Origin of the sequence: Nocardioides nematodiphilus, assembly GCF_020216525.1 — a bacterium.
GTDB classification, from domain to species: Bacteria; Actinomycetota; Actinomycetes; order Propionibacteriales; family Nocardioidaceae; genus Nocardioides; species Nocardioides nematodiphilus.
Genome location: NZ_JAIWOY010000010.1, coordinates 84,335 through 105,710, shown reverse-complemented (window position 1 = coordinate 105,710; position 21,376 = coordinate 84,335). Strand labels below are relative to the sequence as shown.

At 72.4% G+C, this 21,376-nt stretch carries 17 protein-coding genes; 13 read left to right on the top strand and 4 right to left on the bottom strand.

What is annotated here, in order from left to right:
• Positions 1-53: 53 nt before the first annotated feature.
• The 8 genes from KSO98_RS15650 (at position 54) to KSO98_RS15615 (ending at position 10,271) form a co-directional block, all read left to right on the top strand.
• Positions 54-578 carry a DUF4232 domain-containing protein gene (locus KSO98_RS15650; RefSeq protein WP_225286619.1) on the top strand — a complete coding sequence of 175 codons (525 nt, stop codon included), beginning with the start codon at positions 54-56 and terminating at the stop codon, positions 576-578.
• A 20-nt stretch (positions 579-598) separates the two neighbouring features.
• The gene (locus tag KSO98_RS15645) at positions 599-1,858 is read left to right on the top strand and encodes a geranylgeranyl reductase family protein (protein WP_225286618.1); all 1,260 of its coding nucleotides are present in this window, start codon (positions 599-601) and stop codon (positions 1,856-1,858) included.
• Complete coding sequence (locus KSO98_RS15640) at positions 1,858-2,796, top strand: NUDIX hydrolase (RefSeq protein WP_225286617.1); 939 nt, start codon at positions 1,858-1,860, stop codon at positions 2,794-2,796. Before KSO98_RS15645 ends, KSO98_RS15640 begins: the two co-directional genes overlap by 1 nt.
• A gap of 57 nt (positions 2,797-2,853) precedes the next feature.
• Complete coding sequence (locus tag KSO98_RS15635; RefSeq protein ID WP_225286616.1) at positions 2,854-4,113, top strand: hydroxyacid-oxoacid transhydrogenase; 1,260 nt, start codon at positions 2,854-2,856, stop codon at positions 4,111-4,113.
• Positions 4,114-4,117: 4 nt separating this feature from the next.
• On the top strand, positions 4,118-6,955 hold the full coding sequence (locus KSO98_RS15630) for an FAD-binding and (Fe-S)-binding domain-containing protein (RefSeq protein WP_225286615.1): 2,838 nt from the start codon (positions 4,118-4,120) through the stop codon (positions 6,953-6,955).
• A gap of 82 nt (positions 6,956-7,037) precedes the next feature.
• Positions 7,038-8,294, top strand: coding sequence for a class I SAM-dependent methyltransferase (locus KSO98_RS15625; protein WP_225286614.1), 1,257 nt, complete (start codon positions 7,038-7,040; stop codon positions 8,292-8,294).
• Entirely contained in the window at positions 8,294-9,247 is a 954-nt protein-coding gene (locus KSO98_RS15620; RefSeq protein WP_225286612.1) for a hypothetical protein, read from the top strand. The genes KSO98_RS15625 and KSO98_RS15620 overlap by 1 nt, the downstream gene beginning before the upstream one ends.
• A gap of 16 nt (positions 9,248-9,263) precedes the next feature.
• On the top strand, positions 9,264-10,271 hold the full coding sequence (locus KSO98_RS15615) for a DNA topoisomerase IB (protein WP_225286610.1): 1,008 nt from the start codon (positions 9,264-9,266) through the stop codon (positions 10,269-10,271).
• 7 nt (positions 10,272-10,278) lie between these two features.
• Here the strand turns inward: KSO98_RS15615 and KSO98_RS15610 are convergent, their stop codons facing one another.
• From KSO98_RS15610 to serC, 3 genes are all read right to left on the bottom strand, one after another.
• Positions 10,279-13,188, bottom strand: coding sequence for a helix-turn-helix transcriptional regulator (locus KSO98_RS15610; RefSeq protein WP_225286609.1), 2,910 nt, complete (start codon positions 13,186-13,188; stop codon positions 10,279-10,281).
• A 23-nt stretch (positions 13,189-13,211) separates the two neighbouring features.
• A complete protein-coding gene (locus KSO98_RS15605; RefSeq protein ID WP_225286608.1) occupies positions 13,212-13,370 on the bottom strand; it encodes a hypothetical protein in 159 nt (52 codons plus the stop codon).
• 92 nt (positions 13,371-13,462) lie between these two features.
• Positions 13,463-14,587, bottom strand: a complete 1,125-nt coding sequence (gene serC / locus KSO98_RS15600) for a phosphoserine transaminase (RefSeq protein ID WP_225286607.1) — start codon at positions 14,585-14,587, stop codon at positions 13,463-13,465.
• A 79-nt stretch (positions 14,588-14,666) separates the two neighbouring features.
• On the opposite strand from serC, the gene KSO98_RS15595 reads away from it, so the two are divergent.
• A complete protein-coding gene (locus tag KSO98_RS15595; RefSeq protein ID WP_225286606.1) occupies positions 14,667-15,107 on the top strand; it encodes a zinc ribbon domain-containing protein in 441 nt (146 codons plus the stop codon).
• A gap of 32 nt (positions 15,108-15,139) precedes the next feature.
• Positions 15,140-15,622, top strand: a complete 483-nt coding sequence (locus KSO98_RS15590) for a GNAT family N-acetyltransferase (RefSeq protein WP_225286605.1) — start codon at positions 15,140-15,142, stop codon at positions 15,620-15,622.
• 105 nt (positions 15,623-15,727) lie between these two features.
• Here the strand turns inward: KSO98_RS15590 and KSO98_RS15585 are convergent, their stop codons facing one another.
• On the bottom strand, positions 15,728-16,831 hold the full coding sequence (locus KSO98_RS15585; RefSeq protein ID WP_225286604.1) for a citrate synthase 2: 1,104 nt from the start codon (positions 16,829-16,831) through the stop codon (positions 15,728-15,730).
• A 130-nt stretch (positions 16,832-16,961) separates the two neighbouring features.
• On the opposite strand from KSO98_RS15585, the gene pdxH reads away from it, so the two are divergent.
• The 3 genes from pdxH (at position 16,962) to KSO98_RS15570 (ending at position 21,302) form a co-directional block, all read left to right on the top strand.
• Positions 16,962-17,597 (top strand): pyridoxamine 5'-phosphate oxidase, encoded by a 636-nt coding sequence (gene pdxH / locus KSO98_RS15580; RefSeq protein WP_225286603.1) that lies wholly within the window; start codon positions 16,962-16,964, stop codon positions 17,595-17,597.
• A gap of 73 nt (positions 17,598-17,670) precedes the next feature.
• On the top strand, positions 17,671-19,401 hold the full coding sequence (locus tag KSO98_RS15575; RefSeq protein WP_225286602.1) for an ABC transporter ATP-binding protein: 1,731 nt from the start codon (positions 17,671-17,673) through the stop codon (positions 19,399-19,401).
• Entirely contained in the window at positions 19,401-21,302 is a 1,902-nt protein-coding gene (locus KSO98_RS15570) for an ABC transporter ATP-binding protein (RefSeq protein WP_225286601.1), read from the top strand. Before KSO98_RS15575 ends, KSO98_RS15570 begins: the two co-directional genes overlap by 1 nt.
• Positions 21,303-21,376: the final 74 nt, after the last annotated feature.

Sequence of the window (21,376 nt, the reverse complement as noted above, 5' to 3'; positions counted from 1 at the left end):
GGCGGTGCAACCATGGAAGGAGCGAACGCGTCTCTCTGTCAGGAGGTATGACGATGAACCGCTTCACGAGGGCCCTACCGGGTCTGCTTCTCGCCGGCAGCGCGCTGGCGCTCCCGAGCACGGCGTCCGCCGCGGGCGCCCCGGCCTGCACCAACGCCGATCTGCACGTCACGCTGCATCCGAAGGGGGCCGCAGCCGGCAGCGCGTACGTCGCGCTGCGCTACACGAACGTGGGCGACCACGCCTGCCGTACCGGTGGGTTCGGCGGGCTCTCGCTCGTCGGGCACGGCGACGGCACCCAGCTCGGCTCGCCCGCGACGCGGGCGGCGGGCACGCCGGTGCGCAGCTTCGTGCTCCGGCCCGGTGAGCGGGCGACGAGCCTGGCCCAGATCGCCGACGCGCTCAACTTCCCCAAGCGGGAGTGTCACCCGACCCGGGCCGATGGCTTCCGGGTCTATGTGCCGAACGCACGAGCCAGTCAGTTCGTCGCGTACCGGACGCTGGCGTGCGCGAAGCCGCTGGGCGGTGGGGACGGCGGGTTCCAGCTGAGCCATCGGGCGTTGCGGAAGGTCCGCTGACTCCCAGGTAGCCTCTGCGCATGACCGCGCTGCCCGCATCGACCGATGTCCTCGTCGTCGGTGCGGGGCCGGCGGGCTCCTCGGCGGCCGCCTGGCTGGCCCGCGCCGGCGTCGACGTCGTCCTGGTGGACGCAGCCGTCTTCCCGCGCGACAAGACCTGCGGCGACGGCCTGACGCCGCGCGCGATCGCCGAGCTGTCGCGCCTGGGGCTGGAGGACTGGGTGCGCACGCACACCGTCAACCACGGCCTGCGCGCGCACGGCTTCGGCCAGACCCTCGAGCTGCGCTGGCCCGGCCCTGGGACGTCGGGTACGGGCCTGCCCGACTGGGGGTCGGCCGTGGCACGCACCGAGCTCGACGACCACCTGCGCACCGTGGCCATCAAGGCCGGTGCGACGGCGGTCGACGGCATGCGGGCCAGCGACGTCGTGCGCGGGCCCGACGGCCGGATCTCCACCGTGATCCTCTCCGGCGGGCGCTCGATCGACGTGCAGCGCGTCGTGGTCGCCGACGGCGTCCGCTCGCCGCTGGGCAAGGTCCTCGGCCGGGAATGGCACCGCGACACCGTGTACGGCGTTGCCGGCCGCTCGTACGTCACCTCGGACCGGACCGACGACCCGTGGATCAGCTCGCACCTCGAGCTCCGCGACGCGGAGAGGAACCTGCTGTCCGGCTACGGCTGGGTCTTCCCCCTCGGCACCGGCGAGGTCAACCTCGGCGCCGGCACGCTGGCCACTGCGAAGCGCCCGGCCGATGTCGCGATCAAGCCGCTGATGCGGGTCTACGCCGAGTCGATCCGCGAGGAGTTCGGCCTCAGCGGCGAGCTCCGGGCGGAGGCGTCCGCGCTGCTGCCGATGGGTGGTGCCGTCTCCGGCGTCGCCGGGCCCAACTGGGCGCTGATCGGCGACGCCGCCGCCTGTGTGAACCCGCTCAACGGCGAGGGCATCGACTACGGCCTGGAGACCGGCCGGCTGATCGCCGACGTCCTGTCCGCCTCGCGCCACGTCTCACTGGAGGCGCTGTGGCCCGAGCTGCTGCGCGCCCACTACGGCGAGTCCTTCGCCGTGGCGCGCCGGCTCGCAGAGATCGCCACCAACCCCAAGATCGTGGCCGCGCTCGGCCCGATCGGGATGCGCTCGACCTGGATGATGCAGCTCGCGTTGCGCTGGATGGGCAACCTCGTCACCGACGAGGACCGCGACCTGGCCGCGCGGCTGTGGCGTCGCGCGGGCCGCAGCGTCGCCAAGCGTGACGAGCGCCCGCTCTTCGGGAGCCTCTGATGGGGCGCGGCGGGACGCGGAGCGGAGGCCGCGGCGGCTCGCGCCGGCTCCCGCGCCGGCAGCGGGTCGCGGCGTACGCGATCATCCAGCGGGTCTCGCCCGACCACGGGCTGGAGATCCTGCTGAGCCGACTCTCCGCGGTCGTCACCGACGACGAGGTCTGGACGCTGCCCGGCGGCGGCATCGAGCACGGCGAGGACCCGCGCGCCGCCGTCGTCCGCGAGGTCCGTGAGGAGACCGGCCTGTCCGCGACCGTGGGCGACACCGCGCACGTCTTCAGCCACCACGGTCAGCGCAACTGGCGCGGCAAGCGCGTGGACGCGCACGCGCTCCGGATCGTCTACGACGGCTGGGTCCCCGCCGACTCGCCCGTCCCGCACACGGTCGAGGTCGGCGGCACCACCGCCGAGGCGGCCTGGCACCCCCTGTCCGCCGTGGTGGACGGCATCGTCCCGACCGTGCCGCTGGTCCGTGACGCGCTGCGGGTCCACCGGCCCGCGCAGGTGCAGCGGATCTCGGCGTACGCGCTGATCGTGCGCGCCGGCTCTGCGGGGGAGGAGGTGCTGCTGTGTCGCAACTCGGTGCACAGCCCGCACCCCGGCCAGTGGAACCTGCCCGGCGGCGGGATCGCCTTCGGCGAGGCGCCGCTGGCCACGCTGGTTCGCGAGGTCGAGGAGGAGACCGGCGTGGTCGCCGTGCCGGGCGCGCTGCTCGCCGTCGACGACGCCGCCTTCGCCGGGATGGCGCCGAGCGGGCGGTACGAGGACTTCCACGGGATCCATCTGATCTTCGCGGCGACGGTGCCTGCGGGGATCGAGGTGCGGAGGGATCCGCAGGACCAGACGACCGACGCGGTGCAGTGGATCCCCGTTGCCGAGATCGAGTCGGGTGCGGTCGAGGTGCGCGGGGTCGTGCGGACGGCTCTGGCTTCGCGCTGACGCGCGCTGTCCGTCGGCCCGCCTCAGTGGGCCGCGGGCCTCGGCTAGGTTGCTGGGGTGACTGAGACGGTGTTCACCTATGCGGCCCCGGCGCTGAAGTTCGGGACCGGGGCTTCGGACGAGATCGGGTTCGAGCTGGCTCGGCGCGGTGCGCGGCGCGTGCTGCTGGTGACCGACGCCGGCGTGGCGGCGACGGGGCATCCTGCGCGCGTCGCGGATCAGGCTCGAGCGGCCGGGGTCGAGGTGGTGGTCTTCGACCGGGTCTCCGTCGAGCCGACCGACGCCTCGTTCGCGCTCGCGATCGACTTCGCTCGTGCCGAGGGTCCCTTCGAGGCGATCGTGGCGCTGGGCGGCGGGTCGTCGATCGACACCGCGAAGGCGGTCAACCTGCTGCTGACAAACCCCGGTGAGCTGATGGACTACGTCAACGCTCCGGTCGGCAGGGCCGTCGCCCCGGTCAACGATCTGCTGCCGCTGATCGCCGTGCCGACGACCACCGGGACCGGGGCCGAGTCGACGACGGTCTGTGTCCTGGACGTGCTGGCGCTCAAGGTGAAGACCGGCATCTCGCACGCCGCGCTGCGCCCCACCCTGGCGATCGTCGACCCGGCGCTGACCCTGACCCAGCCGGCGATGGTCACCGCGAGCGCGGGCATGGACATCCTGTGCCACGCGCTGGAGTCCTACACCGCCAAGCCGTACACCGCCTTCGAGCGCAAGGCGCCCGAGGCGCGGGTGCCGTACTGCGGGGCGAACCCGATCGCGGACATGTGGTCGGAGAAGGCGATGAGCCTGCTGGCGAGCTCGTTCCGCCGGGCCGTGCGGGACGGCTCGGATGTGCCGGCGCGCGAGGAGATGGCGCAGGCCGCCACCTTCGCGGGGCTCGGCTTCGGCAACGCCGGCGTGCACATCCCGCACGCGGACGCGTACCCGATCGCCGGCCGCGTCCGCGACTACACACCCGCCGGCTATCCGGCCGGGCACCCGGTGATCCCGCACGGGATGTCGGTGGCGCTGACGGCCGCGGAGGCGTTCCGGTTCACCTACGACGCCTCGCCGGAGCGGCACCTCCGGGCGGCGCGGCTGCTCGACCCGGCGGTGACCGGAGACGGGCCCGACGTGCTGCCGACCGTGCTGCGGAGCCTGATGGACGACATCGGGATGCCGGCCGGGCTGAGTGAGGTCGGCTACACCCACGGCGACGTCGGGGACCTGGTCGACGGTGCGCTCAAGCAGGAGCGGCTGCTCTCGATCGCTCCCAAGCGTCCTACCGAGGACGACCTGGTTCGGATCTTCGGGGCGTCGATGGGAGAATGACCAGGTGACGCTGACTGGTGACCTGGCCGCTGCCGACCTCGCCTCGGAGCTCCGCACGCGGGGTCTGCGCGAGGTCGACGACTCGACCCTCGCCCGGGCGCTCTACTCCTCCGACGCGTCGCTCTACCGGGTCATCCCGCAGGCCGTCGTCAAGGCCCGCAGCATCGAGGACCTGCTCGCGGTGCACGACGCCTCCCGCGCCCTCGGCGTCCCGGTCACGCTGCGCGGCGCCGGCACCTCGATCGCGGGCAACGCGGTCGGCCCGGGCATCGTCGTCGACACCCGTGGCTTCAACCGGGTGCTGGAGATCGACCCCGAGGCCCGTACGGCCCGCATCGAGCCGGGTGTGGTCCACGCCGACCTGCAGCGCGCCGCCGCGCCGTACGGCCTGCGCTTCGGGCCCGACCCGTCGACGCACCCCCGCTGCACCATCGGCGGCATGATCGGCAACAACGCCTGCGGCTCGCGCGCGCTCGGCTACGGCCGCACCGTCGACAACGTCGAGGCGATGGACGTCATCTTCGGCAACGGCGAGCGGGCCTCGTTCTCCGACGGCGTCTGGGGCGGCGAGACCGTGTCGGCCACGGCGAAGCGGCTGGCCGCGATCGCCGACGCCAACCTGGCCCACCTCCGGACCGAGTTCGGCCGCTTCGGCCGCCAGGTGTCGGGCTACTCGCTCGAGCACCTGCTGCCCGAACGCCGCCGCTTCGAGCGCTTCCTGGTCGGTACGGAGGGCTCGCTCGCGACCGTCCTGGAGACCACCGTCCGCCTCGTCACCGACGAGCCCGGCCGCCTCATGCTGGTGCTCGGCTACCCGACGATGGCGGAAGCCGCCGAGGCCGTACCGGCCCTGCTCGCCGCCGCGCCGGGCCGCCTGATCGCCTGCGAGGGCCTCGACGCGCGCATCGTCGAGCTGGTCCGCGCCAAGGGCTCGGCCGTGCCCGAGCTGCCGAAGGGTGGCGGCTGGCTCTTCGCCGAGGTCGCGGGCGCCGACGCCCGCGACGTCACCGCCCGGCTCGAGGCTGCGGGCGGGGCGCTCGCGACCCGTCTGGTCACCGACGCCGGCGAGGCCGCCGCGCTGTGGCGCATCCGCGAGGACGGCGCCGGCCTGGCCGGCCGCTCGCTGGAGACCCCGGCCTACTCCGGCTGGGAGGACGCCGCCGTCCCGCCCGAGCACCTCGGCGCCTGGCTGCGCGACTTCGACGAGATCCTGGCCGCGCACAACCTGCAGGGCATCCCGTACGGCCACTTCGGCGACGGCTGCATCCACTGCCGCATCGACTTCCCGTTCGAGGCCGGCAAGCCCGAGTCGGCGCAGCTGTTCCGCGACTTCATGACCGCCTGCGCGATCAAGCTCAAGGAGTACGGCGGCACGCTCTCGGGCGAGCACGGCGACGGCCGCGTGCGCGGCGAGCTGCTCCCGTACATGTACGACGCGACCTCCATCGAGCTCTTCCAGCAGGTCAAGGCGGTCTGCGACCCCGAGAACCTGATGAACCCCGGCATCATCACGGCCCCCGACGCGGGGCCCGCCTCGATCACCGACGACCTGCGTCCGGTGCGCCCGCGCGCGCGTCCGCGGACAGGTCTCAAGCTGATCCATGACGACGGCGACCTGGGTGCGGCCGTGCACCGCTGCACCGGCGTCGGCAAGTGCGTCGCGCCCAAGACCAACGGCGTGATGTGCCCCTCGTACCTGGCCACCATGGACGAGAAGGACAGCACCCGCGGTCGCTCGCGGGTGCTGCAGGAGGCGCTCGACGGCGCGCTGGTGCAGGGCCTCGCCGATCCCGCCGTCAGCGAGGCGCTCGACCTCTGCCTGGCCTGCAAGGGCTGCTCCTCGGACTGCCCCAGCGGCATCGACATGGCGACGTACAAGTCCGAGTCGCTGCACCAGAAGCACGACGTGCTGGGGGAGCGGCGCCCCCGCTCGCACTTCTTCCTCGGCCAGCTGCCGAAGTGGGCGCGCCTCGCCGCGCCGCTGGCGTTCGTGATCAACCTCCTCATGCGGATCCCGCCGTTCGCGCGGATCGCGAAGGCGATGGCGGGGCTCGACCAGCGCCGGTCGGTGCCGCGGTTCGCGACCCGGACGCTGCGTCGCGCCGACGGCGCTCGTGCCACGACCGGCGCCCCGGACCAGCCGGACGTGTGGGTGTGGGCCGACTCCTTCACCGACCACTTCTTCCCGCGCTCGGGGCTGGCCGCCATCGAGTTCCTCGAGGCGCAGGGCCTGCGGGTCAAGGTCATCCAGGACGACGCCTGCTGCGGTCTGACCTGGATCACCACCGGCCAGCTCGACAAGGCCAAGGCGATCATGGACCGTACGGTCCGCACGCTCGCGCCGTACATCTCCAGCGGTGTGCCGGTGCTGGGCCTGGAGCCGTCCTGCACGGCCACGCTCCGCTCGGACTCCCTCGAGCTGAGCGACTCCCCGGAGGCGCTGGTCGTGGCCGACGGGCTGCTCACCTTCGCCGAGCTCGTCACGCGTCTCGACCTGCCGCTGCCGGACCTGGAGGGCGTCGAGGTCGTCGCCCAGCCGCACTGCCACCAGAGCGCCGTGATGGGCTGGAAGGTCGACCAGGCGCTGCTCGAGAAGGCGGGTGCGGTCGTCACCAAGGTGGCGGGCTGCTGCGGCCTGGCAGGCAACTTCGGCGTCGAGCAGGGCCACTACGAGGTCTCCGTCGCGGTCGCCGAGACGCACCTGATGCCGGCCGTGCGCGGTGCGTCGAAGGACGCGGTCATCCTCGCAGACGGCATGTCCTGCCGGGTCCAGCTCGACGACCTCGCCGACGTGCCCACGATGCACCTCGCGGAGCTCTTCGCTTCTAAGGTCGCGAAGTGAACCCCCGCCAGCGTCGACTCATCATCCCGACCGCCCTGGTCGCCCTGCTGGTGATCGTCGTCATCGCCCAGCTGGTGAACCGATGAGCGGCGGTGAGCGCACCTCGGAGCCGCTGCTCCGGGCCCTGAACAGGATGCGGTCGCAGATCCGCGACCCCGAGGTGCTGGTCAAGGCGATCGCGAGCGGCAAGCAGCGCGGCACGACGCCCGAGTGGCGACGAGCCGAGATCCGCTACGTCGACCTCAAGGCCGGCACGCACCTGCAGATCACCACGTACGACGCCACGCAGGCCTTCACCGCCAACCACCCCGTCGGCGACCTGGAGGCCCTGGACGCGCTGCTGGACGTGCCGTTCGGTCGCTGGACGGTGACCGCGCTGGTCGACGGGATCGAGACCGAGACCACCATCGAGGCGAAGACGCCGCACACGGCCCTGGTCACCACCGCCACCAAGGCGGCGGCGGTGGCGGGCGACGCCGAGAGCGGCGAGCCGGTCGTCGACCGCTCGCACGACCAGCCCAAGGAGCGGCTGCTGCCCGAGGACGACGCGGTCTTCATCGCGCTGGGCCTCTCCGACAAGGACGGCCGGCTCAAGCCGAGCCGACAGGCGAAGTACCGCCAGGTCGAGGAGTTCCTGCGCCAGCTCTCCGCCGCGATCGACGACGCCTGGGCGGCCAAGAAGCTGCGCCGCCCCACCGCCGAGGAGCCACTGCGGATCGTCGACCTGGGCTGCGGCAACGGCTATCTCACCTTCGCCGCCCAGCGCTACCTCACCGAGGTCCGCGGTCTGCCCGTCGTCGTCACCGGCGTCGATGTGAAGGAGCAGTCGGCCCGGCACAACACCAAGGTCGCCGAGAAGCTCGGCGTGCATGCGGAGTTCGTGGTCGGCACGATCGACGGCGTCCAGCTCGAGCAGGCGCCCGACGTGGTCCTCGCGCTGCACGCCTGCGACACGGCGACTGACGACGCCCTCGCCCACGCCATCGCGTGGGAGGCGCCGCTGGTGCTCGCCGCGCCCTGCTGTCACCACGACATCGCGGCGCAGCTGCGCCGCACGCCCACCCCGTCCCCGTACGCGATGATCACGCGGCACGGCATCCTGCGCGAGCGGTTCGCCGACACGATGACCGATGCCGTCCGCGCCTCCCTGCTGCGGCTGAGCGGGTACAAGGTCGACGTGGTGCAGTTCGTGGAGAGCCAGCACACGCCGCGCAACACGCTCCTGCGTGCGGTCCGCACCGGCGGCCCGGTCAAGGGCGGCAGCGTGAAGAAGGAGTACGACGAGCTCATCGCGGCGTGGGCGATCAAGCCCAAGCTGGGTGAGCTGCTCGGGCTCTGATGCTTGCGATGCGAGGGCTGGCCGCGCTGGTCCTCGCCGCATCGGCTCCTGCAGGCGGGTTCACCCTCCAGGACCCGGCGATCGACGAGGCCTCCGCACTCGTCGTGGTGGGCGGGGCGCACGGTACGGATCGGCTCTGGGCGACCACCAACGATTCGGGTGACACCGGCCGGGTCTTCGTCGTCGACGACGCCGGTCGTACGGTCGGGGTGACCCACTGGTCGCAGAGCCCGCGCGACGTCGAGGCGCTCGCCCCCGCGCCCTCCGGGAGGGACGTGTGGGTCGGCGACATCGGTGACAACACCGCCTCGCGCGAGCATGTCCAGGTCGCGAGGGTCCCCGTGGGGCGCGGCGAGCGGACCGTGCACCCGACGATCTACTCCCTGTCCTATCCCGACGGCGCCCACGACGCCGAGACCCTGTTGTGCGACCCCGCCACCGGACGGCTCTACGTCGCCACGAAGGGCTGGCTCGGGGGCACGCTCTACGCGGCCCCGCAGCGGCTCGTCGCCGGCCAGGACAACCCGCTGCTCCCGATCGCCGCGGTGCTGCCGATGGCCACCGACGGCGCCTTCCTGCCCGGCGGGGACGCGGTGATCGTGCGCGGCTACTTCACCGCCACCACGTACCGCTGGCCGTCGATGGACAAGATCGCCTCCTTCCCGCTGCCGCGCCAGGACCAGGGCGAGGGCGTCGGCGTCGCCGCCGAGGGCACCGTCTGGCTCTCCAGCGAGGGCGTGCACTCCGAGGTGGTCTCGATGCGGCTCCCGGCCGGCGCGCTCCCGTCGGCTGCGCATCGGCCCGCGGGTCCGGGAAGCGATCAGCCGCAGGGCGACAGCACGGTCACCGGCACGACGGGGGAGTCCGGCGGAGCGTGGTGGCCGTGGGTCCTCGGCGGCGGAGCGGCCGCGGTCGCCCTCGGCGGATTCCTGCGGTCATTGCGGCGCCCCTGAGCGGGTACTGCGCCGCATGGTCCGGCTGAGGCGTACATCTCCCGAGCAGCCCGGCTGGACGCGCAGGCGGGCCGGAAGGGGCTTCGCCTACCGCGACCAGGACGGTTCACCGCTGGGACCCGAGGAGGTCGCGCGGATCCGGGCGCTGGCCATCCCGCCGGCGTGGACGGACGTCTGGATCACCCCGTACGCGAACGGGCATCTGCAGGCGGTGGGCACCGACGCGGCCGGTCGCCGGCAGTACCTCTACCACCCGGACTGGCGCACCCGGCGCGACGCGGAGAAGTTCGACCGGGTCCTCGACTTCGGTCGCGCGCTCGGCACGGCCCGGCAGCGGATCCTCACCGACCTGCGCCGTGACGGGATGCCGCGCGAGCGCGCCTGCGCGGTCGCGGTGCGCCTGATGGATCTCGGCTACTTCCGGATCGGCAACGACGTCTACCTGGACGCGCACGGGTCCTTCGGACTGACCACGCTGCAGCGCCAGCACGTGCGACGCGTGCAGGACCGGCTCGTCTTCGTCTTCACCGGGAAGTCCGGGGTCGATCACCGCATCGAGATCGACGACGCGATGGTCGACGAGGCGCTGCAGGTGATGCGCCGCCGGCGCGGCGGTGAGCAGCTGCTGGCGTACCGCGACGGACGGGTGTGGAAGGCGATGCTGCCGCAGCTGGTCAACGAGTATGTCCGTGAGGTCACCGGGGTCGACGCGACGGCGAAGGACTTCCGCACGTGGCACGCCACCGTGCTGGCGGCGGCCGCGCTCGCGGAGGCACCCGAGGCGGCGTCAGCGGCGGCCCGCAAGCGGGTGGTCGCGGCCGCGATGCGTGAGGTCTCGGAGTTCCTGGGCAACACCCCGGCCCTGGCGCGCAGCTCGTACGTCGACCCGCGGGTGGTCAGCGCGTACGAGGAGGGCCGCACCATCGCGCGCGCCACGTCGCGCACCTATGCGAACCCCGACGAGCGGCAGGTCGCGCTGGAGCGCGCGACGCTGCGGCTGATCGCCAACGAGGACGACGCCTAGCAGGGCCTCAGGCGAGCAGGCCCCGTCGCCGGGCGATCGCGGCCGCCTCGGTGCGGCTCGCGGCACCCAGCTTGGCCAGGATGTTCGAGACGTGGACCGACACGGTCTTGGTGCTGATGAACAGCCGCTTGGCCACCTCGCCGTTGCTCATCCCGTCGGACACCAGCGCGAGGATCTCCGCCTCCCGTGCGGTGAGCGCCACCCCATCGGCGGGAGCGCCGCCCGGCGCGGCGGCCGTGCGGTCGGGGCCCAGACGCTCCAGGAGCGGCCGCGCGCCGAGCCTCAGCGCCGCCTCCCGCGCCAGGTTCGCCACCCGGCGGGCGCCGTCCCGGTCGCCGGTCGCGCGCAGGAGCCCGGCCAGGACCGTACGGACCATCGCCAGCTCGTGCACGTGGCCGAACTCCTCGAAGGCGGCCTCGGTCTCCTGCCACGCCGTCACCAGCTCCGGCGACGGCTCGTCGCCCTCGAGCAGCCACGACAGGCGCAGCTGCTCGGCACCGGCGCGGGCGATCCAGGCACGGCCCTCGGGTCCCCAGCCGGCATCCTCGTACTGCGGCGCCGCGAGGCGCGCGTTCGCGGCCAGCAACGCCATCGCGTCGGGGACCCGCGCGAGCCCGTCCGCGTCGACCTCGGCGCCCGCGACCAGGTCGGCGATGCGACCGAGAGCGGTCGCGACGAAGCGGGTCCCGGCGCCGTACCGCTCGCCCCAGATCCGGGCGAGCGTGTCGTGCGCGTCGCCGTACGCCGCCATCACCGCGGGCCCGCTCGCCGCGGCGCGCATCTCGACCCCGGCGCTGTAGACGGTGACCAGGCCGTCGACGGCCCACTGGCCCCGATGGACCCGGGTCGGGACCTGCTCGCCGCGTCCCTGGAGGATCGAGAGGCGCAGGGCGTCGAGTGCCGCGTACGGCGTCGTCGGGGCACCCGGAGCGGCGATCGCCAGCACGGTCAGCGCCTCGTCCCAGCGCCCGTCGGTCGCGAGCACCCAGGCGAGCTGGAAGCGGGACTCGAAGGCGTAGGGCGCCCACGGCAGCCCGGACCGATCGGCGAGCGTGACCGCCGAGCGGAACGCCGCCTCGGCCGCGGGCCAGTCGGCCTCGTCCTCGTACGAGCGCCCCAGGATGAATCGGGCCTGCAGCTCGGCGGAGACGTTGCCCGCGTCGGCCGCCCGCTCGATCGCGATCCGCGTCTGCTCGCGGAAGGCTTCCGGCGAGGTCCGGGACCGGCCGCCGGAGTTCAGGGTCGAGGCCACCGCCGAGGCGATGCGGGGCAGGTTGTGCGCCTCGGCGTAGGCCAGCGCCTCGACGCCCACCTGCTCGGCGTCGGGGTGGCGCACCATGTGCAGCACCTGGGCGTGGTTGGCCAGGATCCGGGCCCGGAGACCGGCCGGGGCATCGACGCTCAGCGCGACCGCCTCCCGGGAGGCCCCGACCGCGTCGCGGTCGTGGGTGGTGTCGTCGATCAGCGCGAGGCTGATCGCCAGGACGGTGAGCAGCCGGGCCCGGTCCTCGCTGGCGTCCTCGGGGCAGTGCGCCAGCTGGTCGGCGGCGAGCCGGGCGGCGCGACTGGTGTGACCACCGGCGAGCAGGGCCTCGGTCGCGGCCTCCGCGACGCGCGCCAGCGACTCGCCCTCCGGCAGCCGCCGCGCCGGATCGGTGAGCAGCTGGAGGGCGTACTCGAGCTGGGTCGCGGCCTCCTCGGCCCCCGCCATCGCCGCCGCGTCGCGCCCGGCGCGGATGCTCGCGGCCAGGGCGGTGTCGAGGTCGCCGGCGAGCCGGGCGTGCCGGGCCAGGTCGGCGGACGTCCCCGGCGCGGTGCCCGAGCACAGGGCAGCGGTGTACCGGGCGTGCAGCCGGGCGCGCTCGCCGGGCAGGAGGTCGTCGTAGACGGCCTCGCCGAGCAGCGCGTGGCGGAACGAGTACGCCCCCTCGCCGGCGACGAGGACGTGGGCCTCGATCGCCTCGCGCAGGGCGTTGTCGAGGGTGTCGCCGCTCAGATCGGTGACGGCGGCCAGCAGGGTGTGCGAGACCGTACGGCCGGCGACCGCGGCGGTACGGACCAAGTCACGGGCGTGCACGCCGAGCCGGTCCAGCCGGACCAGCAGCACGTCGGCGAGCTCGTCCGGCACCCACCGGTCGGGTCCGTTGGCGGCGCCGACGAGCTCCTCGACGAAGAACGCGTTCCCCTCCGCCCGGGCCACGATGGCGGCCTTCTCGGGCTCGCTCGCCTGCGGGTCGAGGGCGCTGACCAGCGAGCGGACCTCCGCCTCGCCGAGTGGGGCGAGCGCGATCCGGGCGACCCCGGTCAGCCGCGACCACTCGGCGACCTGGCGGCGCAGCGGGTGACGGCGGTGGAGGTCGTCGGTGCGGTAGCTGGCGACGATGGAGACCGGGCCGGTCAGCGGCCGGGTGAGCAGGAACGTCAACAGCTCACGCGTGGACTGGTCGGCCCAGTGCACGTCCTCGATGACGACGAGCAGCGGTGCGCGGGCGGCGAGTGCCTCGAGCAGGGCCTGGACGCCGGCGAACAGCTGCATCCGGTCGACGTCGCCGCCCGCGTCGCCCCGGGCGCCGAGGAGTCGCCGCACGGGCTGCAGGCGACCCAGGTCGGGGTAGTCGCGACCGACCTCCTCGACCATCTCCGGCACGTCGCCGGCGACCCGGTCGAGCAGCTCGGAGAAGGGCAGGTAGGGCAGCGCCGACTCGCCGAGGTCCAGACAGTGGCCGACGTACGCCTGAGCGCCGGCGGACCGGGTCCGGGCGCACAGCTCCTGGAGGATCCGGGTCTTGCCGACGCCGGCGTCGCCGGCGAGCAGCACGTGGCTGCGCGCGGTCGCCGCGGTGAGCCGCTGCTCGAGCTCGTCGAGCTCCTCGTCGCGTCCGATCAGGGTCCGGCTGGCGTGCACCACATCAGACATGATCCCCGCTGACGGGGCTGCGGTCATCCGAGATACCAGCGGATGATCGCCAGCGACTGGCGGTGCCGGCGACGCTGCTTGCGCAGCTCGCGGGCGTGGTGCGCGTCGACGATCTGCTTGCGGATCTGCTCCGAGCGGTAGGCGTGCTCGGCGTGGACGGAGGTGGGGTCGTAAAGGCTCATGCGACGAGCCTCGGCGTCTGAGGTAGGCGGCCACATCGGGAGTCCTCCCGATCCGCTACCTCAGATCGACGCGCGTCGCGTCGGACGATGTCCTAGAGGTGGGCCACCACGTGGTCGATGCACTGGGTCAGCGCGGTGACGTCGGCGGCGTCCACCGAGGGGTACATCGCGATGCGCAGCTGGTTGGTGCCGACGCCGCGGTACGCGTCGACGTCGACGATGCCGTTGGCGCGCAGCACGTCCATCACGACGCCCCGGTCGATGGCCGGGTCGAGCTCGATGGTGCCCACGACGAGCGAGCGGTGCGCCGGCTCGGCGACGAAGGGCGAGGCGTACGAGGAGGCCTCGGCCCAGTCGTAGAGGGCCGTGGAGCTGGCGGTGGTGCGCACGACCATGCCGTCCAGGCCGCCGGCGCCGTTCATCCAGTCGATCTGCTCGGCCATCAGCCACAGCGTGGCGACCGCCGGGGTGTTGACCGTCTGGTCCTGCCGCGACTGCTTGATCGCGTCGGCGAGACCGAAGAACGCTGGGATGTGGCGGCCCGAGGCCGCGATCTCCTCGGCGCGCGCGATCGCGGCCGGCGACATCAGCGCGACCCACAGCCCGCCGTCGGAGGCGAACGACTTCTGCGGAGCGAAGTAGTAGACGTCGCTCTGTCGTACGTCCAGCGGCAGGCCGCCGGCCGCGGAGGTCGCGTCGACGAGGGTGAGCTGGTCCGCGGTCGCGCCATCGGGACGCAGCACCGGCGACATCACGCCGGTCGACGTCTCGTTGTGGGTCCAGGCATAGACGTCCACGCTCTCCTCGGCGACCGGGACCGCGAGGGTGCCGTGCGGGGCGGAGACGATCGTCGGGTCGCCCAGCCACGGCGCGGCCTGGGCCTCCGAGGCGAACTTCTTCGCGAACTCGCCGTACACCACCTGCTGGCTGCGCTCGCGGATCAGCGCGTACGTGGCGAGCGAGAAGAACGCGATCGAGCCGCCGTTGCCGAGCACGACCTCGTACCCCTCGGGCAGGGCGAAGAGCTCGGAGAGGCCCGCGCGGACCCGCCCGACCAGCTGCTTCACCGGAGGCTGGCGGTGCGAGGTGCCGATGAGCGAGCGGCCGGTCGCGGCCAGCCCCTCGAGACGGCCGTCCGGGACCTTGGACGGGCCCGAGCCGAAGCGGCCGTCGGCGGGCAGAAGGTCGGCGGGAATCCGGAGATCAGCGGCAGTCATCGGGCAACCTTCTGTTTCGGCTGGTTCGTCGTGGGAATTGTCCCAGTCGCACGCGCCGTCACAGAAATAGGAGCCATCCATGGTCACCAGCCCCGGTCTTCGGCAGCAGTCCGGCGTCCGCACGTTCCTGCGGGTCGGGGGGACCATCGTCAGCCTGATCGCCCTGGGTCTCGTGATCGGCGGGATGGTCTCCTTCTTCCACTCGTTCAACGCCGAGCCCTTCAGCGAGGACTCCGGGCCGGGGAACTTCTGGATGGTCTTCGCGGGGCTACCGTTGCTCGCCGTCGGCGGGTGGATGCTCCAGGCCGGCTTCCTCGGCGCCGCGTCGCGCTACGTCGCGGGCGAGGCCGCGCCGGTCCTCAAGGACACCGCGTCCTACCTCACCGACGGTGCCGGCATCCTGGGCATCGGCAAGGAGCAGCCCGGGTCCGCGGCGAGCGGGCCGTACTGCTCGACGTGCGGTGTGCGCAACGATGCCGGCGCCCGCTTCTGCGACGCCTGCGGGACCGCGCTGGCCTGAAACGGGTTGCGGCCGCCTCTAGCGTGAAGCCCGTGCTGGAGCTGCGTGACGTACGGCTGGACCATCCCGACGCCCGGATGCTCGTCGCGGGCGCGCTGGCGTTCTACGTCGCGCTCTACGGCGGCGAGGACGGCGGCGACGCCGACGAGACCCACGCCGAGGACTTCGTCGCGCCGATCGGACACTTCGTCGTCGGGTATCTCGACGGCCGGCCGGTGGCCGCCGGAGGCTGGCGCCGACGCGACGACCTGACCCGGCTCGGCACTTCCCGCCTGGCGGAGATCAAGCGGATGTACGTCGTCGACGAGCTGCGGGGCCAGGGCCTGTCGCGCGTGGTGCTGGCCCACCTGGAGGAGACGGCACGGGCCGCGGGCCACGAGGCGCTCGTGCTCTCGACGGGCGCGCCACAGGTCGCTGCCGTCGGGCTCTACCGGGCCGCGGGCTACGAGCTGGTGGAGCCGTTCGGGCATTACGCCGAGCACCCGCTCTGCCGCTGCTTCGCCAAGCGGCTCTGACCCCGGAGACGCCACAGGGTCACCGTGACCTCTTGCGCCGAGAGTGACCTCTAGGAAGGGTCACTCTCGCCGCAAGAGGTCACCGTGACCCTGTGGCGAGGCGGGTTACTGAGCCCAGGCGCCGTCCCAGCCCTCGATGGCCGAGGCCGGGCGGGTGGCGGGGCCGGTGTAGACGGCCGACGGGCGGATCAGACGACCGGTGGTGCGCTGCTCCAGGATGTGCGCCGACCAGCCACCCGTGCGGGCGCAGGTGAACATCGAGGTGAACATGTGCGCCGGGATGTCGGCGAAGTCCAGGACGATGGCCGCCCAGAACTCCACGTTGGTCTCGAGCACGCGGTCCGGGCGACGCTCGCGCAGCTCGGCCAGGGCGGCCTGCTCGAGGGCCTCGGCGACGGCGTAGCGTTCGGCGCCGAGCTCCTTGGCCGTGCGGCGCAGCACCCGGGCCCGCGGGTCCTCGGCGCGGTAGACGCGGTGGCCGAAGCCCATCAGGCGCTCACCGGAGTCGAGCAGCCCCTTGATGTACTTGCGGGCGTCGCCGATCCGCTCGACGTCCTCGATCATGCCGAGCACGCGGGAGGGGGCGCCGCCGTGCAGCGGGCCGGACATGGCGCCGATGGCGCCCGACATGGCGGCCGCGACGTCCGCACCGGTGGAGGTGATGGTGCGGGCGGTGAAGGTGGAGGCGTTCATGCCGTGCTCGGCGGCGCTGGACCAGTAGGCGTCGATCGCCTTGGCGTGACGCGGATCAGCCTCGCCGCGCCAGCGGATGAGGAAGCGCTCGGCCAGGGTCTGGCCCTTGTCGACCTCGCGCTGCGGGACGACCGGGTGGCCGATACCGCGAGCGGACTGGCCGGCCCAGGCGAGAACCATGACGGCGACGCGGCCGAGGTCCTCGCGGACCTTCTCCGGCGTCGAGTCGTAGGTGTAGGTGATCCCGAACGCGGGCGCCAGTTGGGCGATCGCGGACTGCAGGTCGACGCGGACGTCACCGGTGTGGACGGGCAGGGAGTACGCCTCGGCGGGCTGCAGCCCCGGCGCGAAGGTGCCGTCGACCAGCAGGCCCCAGACCTTCTCGAACGGCACCCGGCCGGCGAGCTCCTCGATGTCGACGCCGCGATAGCGGAGCGCGGAGCCCTCCTTGTCGGGCTCGGCGATCTGCGTCTCGAACGCGACGACGCCCTCAAGCCCGTGGTGTACCTCGGTCATCCTCAGTCCTTACTTCTCGGAGTCCGTCGGGCATTCTGCCGGACGACCTCGCCGAGAGGGCAACCCTCACGCTCTCACGCTGGCCCAGCGCCTGAACAGCACGGCCGGCAGGGCGTCTAGTCTCGTGTCCATGGATCTGGCAACCGCGCGTGAGGAGTACAGCAGGGGCGGTCTGAGCGAGGCTGATCTGGCGCCCGACCCGGTGGTGATGTTCGAGCGCTGGTACGTCGAGGCGCGTACGGCCGGGGTGCGCGAGCCCAACGCGATGGTGGTCTCCACCACCGACTCGGACGGGGCTCCCTCATCGCGGTTCGTGCTGCTGAAGTCGTTCGACGCCGACGGCTTCGTCTTCTACACCAACCAGGCCTCCCGCAAGGGCCGGGCGCTGGCCGCCGACCCGCGGATCGCACTCCTCTTCCCCTGGCACGACCTGGAGCGCCAGGTGCGCGTCGAGGGCACCGCGGTGCCGCTGCCGCGCGCGGAGGTCGCCGCCTACTTCGCGCAGCGTCCGCGTGGCTCCCAGCTGGGCGCCTGGGCCTCGCACCAGTCGGAGGTCGTCGCGGGGCGCGGCGAGCTCGACGAGGCGTACGCGGCCGCCGAGGCCCGCTTCGCCGGGCAGGACGTCCCGGTCCCTGGCGACTGGGGCGGCTACCGCGTGGTCCCCACGAGCGTGGAGTTCTGGCAGGGCCGGATCGGCCGGATGCACGACCGGCTCGTCTACGTCCGAAACCGTGACGCTTGGACCACTCATCGACTGGCGCCCTGACGCACACTGACCACTCGATCCTCGAGATCTGACCTCTCGAACCGCAACAACTGACTTCTCGACCGGAGATCGCATGCTGCTTCGCGTCCTGCGCGACTACCTGACCCCGTACAAGAAGTGGCTCGCCGTCGTGGTGGTGCTGCAGTTCGTCAGCACGCTGATGGCGCTGCTGCTGCCGAGCGTCAACGCCGACATCATCGACAAGGGCGTCCTGCTCAACGACAACGGCTACATCGTCCGCAAGGGCGCCGTGATGCTGCTCGTCTCGCTGGTCCAGATCGCGTGCTCGATCGGCGCCGTCTACTTCGGGGCACGCTCGGCGATGGCCTTCGGCCGTGACCTGCGCCGCGACCTCTTCCACCGGATCGGGAGCTTCAGCGGCAAGGAGGTCGGCGGCTTCGGCGCCCCGTCCCTGATCACCCGCAACACCAACGACGTGCAGCAGGTCCAGATGCTCGGCCTGATGGGCTGCACGATGGCGGTCACCATCCCGATCATGATGGTCGGCGGCGTCATCATGGCGATGCGCCAGGACCTCCGGCTGAGCTGGCTGCTCGCGGTCGTCGTCCCGGTCCTGTTCGCCGCCGTCGGCTTCGTGGTCAGCCGGATGGTGCCCAACTTCCGCCTCGTCCAGACCCGGATCGACAGCGTCAACCGGGTGCTGCGCGAGCAGCTCACCGGCATCCGGGTGGTGCGCGCCTTCGTCCGCGAGCCCCTCGAGACGGCCCGCTTCGGCGACGCCAACGACGGCCTCACCGCCGTCTCGATGGCCGCGGGCCGCTGGATGGCGATGATGTTCCCGCTGGTGATGCTGGTGGTCAACGCCGCCAGCGTCGCCGTGCTCTGGTTCGGCGGGCACCGGGTCGCCGACGGGATGATGGTCGGCCCGCTGACGGCGTTCCTCTCCTACCTCATGCTCATCCTGATGTCGGTCATGATGGGGACCTTCCTGCTGATGCAGATACCGCGCTCGACCGTCTGCGCCGACCGCATCGCCGAGGTCCTCGACACCGTCTCCAGCGTCGTCCCGCCGACCGCGGGCATCACCGAGGTGCGCAGCCACGGCGAGCTCGACCTGGAGAACGTCGCGTTCACCTACCCGGGCGCCGAGTCGCCCGTCCTCGCCGACGTCAGCCTGTCGGCCCGCCCCGGCCAGACGGTCGCGGTGATCGGCTCCACCGGCGCCGGCAAGACCACCCTCGTCAACCTCATCCCGCGGCTCTTCGACGCGACCGCCGGCCGCGTCCTGGTCGACGGCGTGGACGTACGTCTCCTCGATCCCCACGCGCTGCACAGCCGACTCGGGCTGGTGCCGCAGAAGGCGTTCCTCTTCACCGGCACGATCCGCTCCAACCTGCTGCACGGCAAGCCGGACGCCACCGACGCGGAGCTCTGGCACGCCCTCGAGGTCGCACAGGCGCGTGACTTCGTCGAGACGCTCGAGGACGGGCTGGAGTCGCCGGTGGTGCAGGGCGGCAGCAACTTCTCCGGAGGGCAGCGGCAGCGGCTCGCGATCGCGCGGGCGCTGGTCCGCAAGCCGGAGATCTATCTGTTCGACGACTCCTTCAGCGCGCTCGACCTGGCCACCGACGCCCGGCTGCGCGCCGCGCTCGCGCCCGAGACGCGCGATGCCACCGTGGTGATCGTCGCCCAGCGCGTCTCCACGATCCGCGACGCCGACCTGATCATCGTGCTCGAGGACGGGCTGGTGGTCGGCCGCGGCACCCACCACGAGCTGCTCGAGACCTGCGCGACGTACCAGGAGATCGTCGCCTCCCAGCTGAGCGCGGAGGAGGCGGCCTGATGTCCGAGTCCACGAAGAGTGGCCAGATGAAGGTCACCGAGCGGATCGTCGCTCAGCACGGCCCCGGCCCGATGGGTGGCGGCCAGGTCGGCCAGAAGGCGCACGACTTCAAGGCCTCGACCCGGCGCCTGATCCACCGCCTGACCCCCGAGCGCGCCGCCGCGATCAGCGTCGTCTCGCTCGCGGTGGTCTCGGTCTTCCTGATGTCGCTGGGCCCGCGCCTGCTGGGCCACGCCACCAACGTGATCGTCGACGGCTGGTTCAGCCAGCAGCGGGGTGGCGCCGGCATCGACTTCACCGCGCTGGCCCACCGCCTCGAGATCGTGCTCGCGGTCTACCTGCTCGGCTCGCTGCTGGCCGGCGCCCAGGGCTGGATCATGAACGGCGTGGTGCAGCGCACCATCCAGCGGCTGCGCGCCGACGTCGAGGACAAGGTCAACCGGTTGCCGCTGGAGTACTTCGACCGACAGCCGCGCGGCGAGCTGCTGTCCCGCGTCACCAACGACATCGACAACGTCAGCCAGACCCTGCAGCAGACCATGTCGCAGCTGCTCACCTCGCTGCTGACGGTGGTCTTCGTGCTGATCCAGATGTTCTGGATCAGTCCACTGCTGGCCCTGGTCGCGCTGGTCTGCGTGCCGGTGGCGATGTTCCTGACCGGCAACGTGATGAAGCGGTCGCAGGGGCAGTTCATCGCCCAGTGGCGGCGCACGGGTGCGCTCAACGCGCACATCGAGGAGACCTTCTCGGGCCACGAGCTCGTCACCGTCTTCGGGCGTCAGGACGAGGTCGAGCGGATCTTCCGCGACCAGAACGACGGGCTCTACGACGCGTCGTTCCGCGCTCAGTTCGTCAGCGGCCTGATCATGCCGCTGATGATGTTCGTGGGGAACATCCAGTTCGTCCTCGTCGCCGTCATCGGCGGTCTACGGGTCTCGGGCGGCCACATCACCGTCGGCGACCTGCAGGCCTTCATCCAGTACTCCCGCCAGTTCACCCAGCCGCTGACCACCGTCGCCTCGATGACCAACCTGCTGCAGTCGGGCGTCGCGTCGGCCGAGCGTGTCTTCGAGCTGCTCGACGCCGACGAGCAGCGCCTGGACCCCGTCGTCGAGGCGGGCTCCGGCGCCTCCGTCCCGGTGGGCGGGGGAGAGGTGCGCTTCGAGCACGTCTCCTTCCGCTATGACGAGGAGACGCCCCTCATCGAGGGCCTCTCGCTGGTGGCCAGCCCCGGCCAGACGGTCGCGATCGTCGGCCCGACGGGAGCCGGCAAGACCACGCTGGTCAACCTGATCATGCGGTTCTACGAGCTGCGCTCGGGGCGGATCACGCTCGACGGCGTCGACATCACCGCGATGCCCCGCGCCGCGTTGCGCAGCCGGATCGGCATGGTGCTGCAGGACACCTGGCTCTTCGAGGGCACGATCCGCGACAACATCACGTACGCCCGGCCCGACGCGACCGAGGAGGAGATGCTCGAGGCGGCTCGCGCGACCTTCGTCGACCGGTTCGTGCACTCCCTCCCGGAGGGCTACAACACCCTCATCGAGGGCGACGGCGGCAAGCTGTCGGCCGGCGAGCGACAGCTGATCACGATCGCGCGGGCGTTCCTCGCCCAGCCCGACCTGCTGATCCTGGACGAGGCCACCTCGAGCGTCGACACCCGCACCGAGCTGCTGCTGCAGCAGGCGATGGCGGCGCTGCGGTCGGACCGGACCTCGTTCGTCATCGCGCACCGGCTCTCCACGATCCGCGACGCGGACCTGATCCTGGTGATGGAGGCCGGCGCGATCGTCGAGCAGGGCACCCACGACGAGCTCCTCGCCGCGGGCGGCGCGTACGCCCGCCTCTACCAGTCGCAGTTCGCCGGCGGCCTGGACGACGAGGAGGAGGTCGCGTAGGCGGCCGAGCGCCCGATCACATGCAGAACGGCGGTCGCTCCCTGGTGGGAGCGACCGCCGTGGTGTTGTCCGTA

What these genes read in the sequence shown, in the direction of transcription:
- KSO98_RS15615 (WP_225286610.1), top strand. Translation starts at nt 9,264, where the DNA reads ATGGTCCGGCTGAGGCGTACATCTCCCGAGCAGCCCGGCTGGACGCGC.
- KSO98_RS15595 (WP_225286606.1), top strand. Translation starts at nt 14,667, where the DNA reads ATGGTCACCAGCCCCGGTCTTCGGCAGCAGTCCGGCGTCCGCACGTTC.
- KSO98_RS15625 (WP_225286614.1), top strand. Translation starts at nt 7,038, where the DNA reads ATGAGCGGCGGTGAGCGCACCTCGGAGCCGCTGCTCCGGGCCCTGAAC.
- KSO98_RS15650 (WP_225286619.1), top strand. Translation starts at nt 54, where the DNA reads ATGAACCGCTTCACGAGGGCCCTACCGGGTCTGCTTCTCGCCGGCAGC.
- serC (WP_225286607.1), bottom strand. Translation starts at nt 14,587, where the DNA reads ATGACTGCCGCTGATCTCCGGATTCCCGCCGACCTTCTGCCCGCCGAC.
- KSO98_RS15610 (WP_225286609.1), bottom strand. Translation starts at nt 13,188, where the DNA reads ATGTCTGATGTGGTGCACGCCAGCCGGACCCTGATCGGACGCGACGAG.
- KSO98_RS15575 (WP_225286602.1), top strand. Translation starts at nt 17,671, where the DNA reads ATGCTGCTTCGCGTCCTGCGCGACTACCTGACCCCGTACAAGAAGTGG.
- KSO98_RS15585 (WP_225286604.1), bottom strand. Translation starts at nt 16,831, where the DNA reads ATGACCGAGGTACACCACGGGCTTGAGGGCGTCGTCGCGTTCGAGACG.
- KSO98_RS15645 (WP_225286618.1), top strand. Translation starts at nt 599, where the DNA reads ATGACCGCGCTGCCCGCATCGACCGATGTCCTCGTCGTCGGTGCGGGG.
- KSO98_RS15620 (WP_225286612.1), top strand. Translation starts at nt 8,294, where the DNA reads ATGCTTGCGATGCGAGGGCTGGCCGCGCTGGTCCTCGCCGCATCGGCT.
- KSO98_RS15640 (WP_225286617.1), top strand. Translation starts at nt 1,858, where the DNA reads ATGGGGCGCGGCGGGACGCGGAGCGGAGGCCGCGGCGGCTCGCGCCGG.
- KSO98_RS15570 (WP_225286601.1), top strand. Translation starts at nt 19,401, where the DNA reads ATGTCCGAGTCCACGAAGAGTGGCCAGATGAAGGTCACCGAGCGGATC.
- pdxH (WP_225286603.1), top strand. Translation starts at nt 16,962, where the DNA reads ATGGATCTGGCAACCGCGCGTGAGGAGTACAGCAGGGGCGGTCTGAGC.
- KSO98_RS15605 (WP_225286608.1), bottom strand. Translation starts at nt 13,370, where the DNA reads ATGAGCCTTTACGACCCCACCTCCGTCCACGCCGAGCACGCCTACCGC.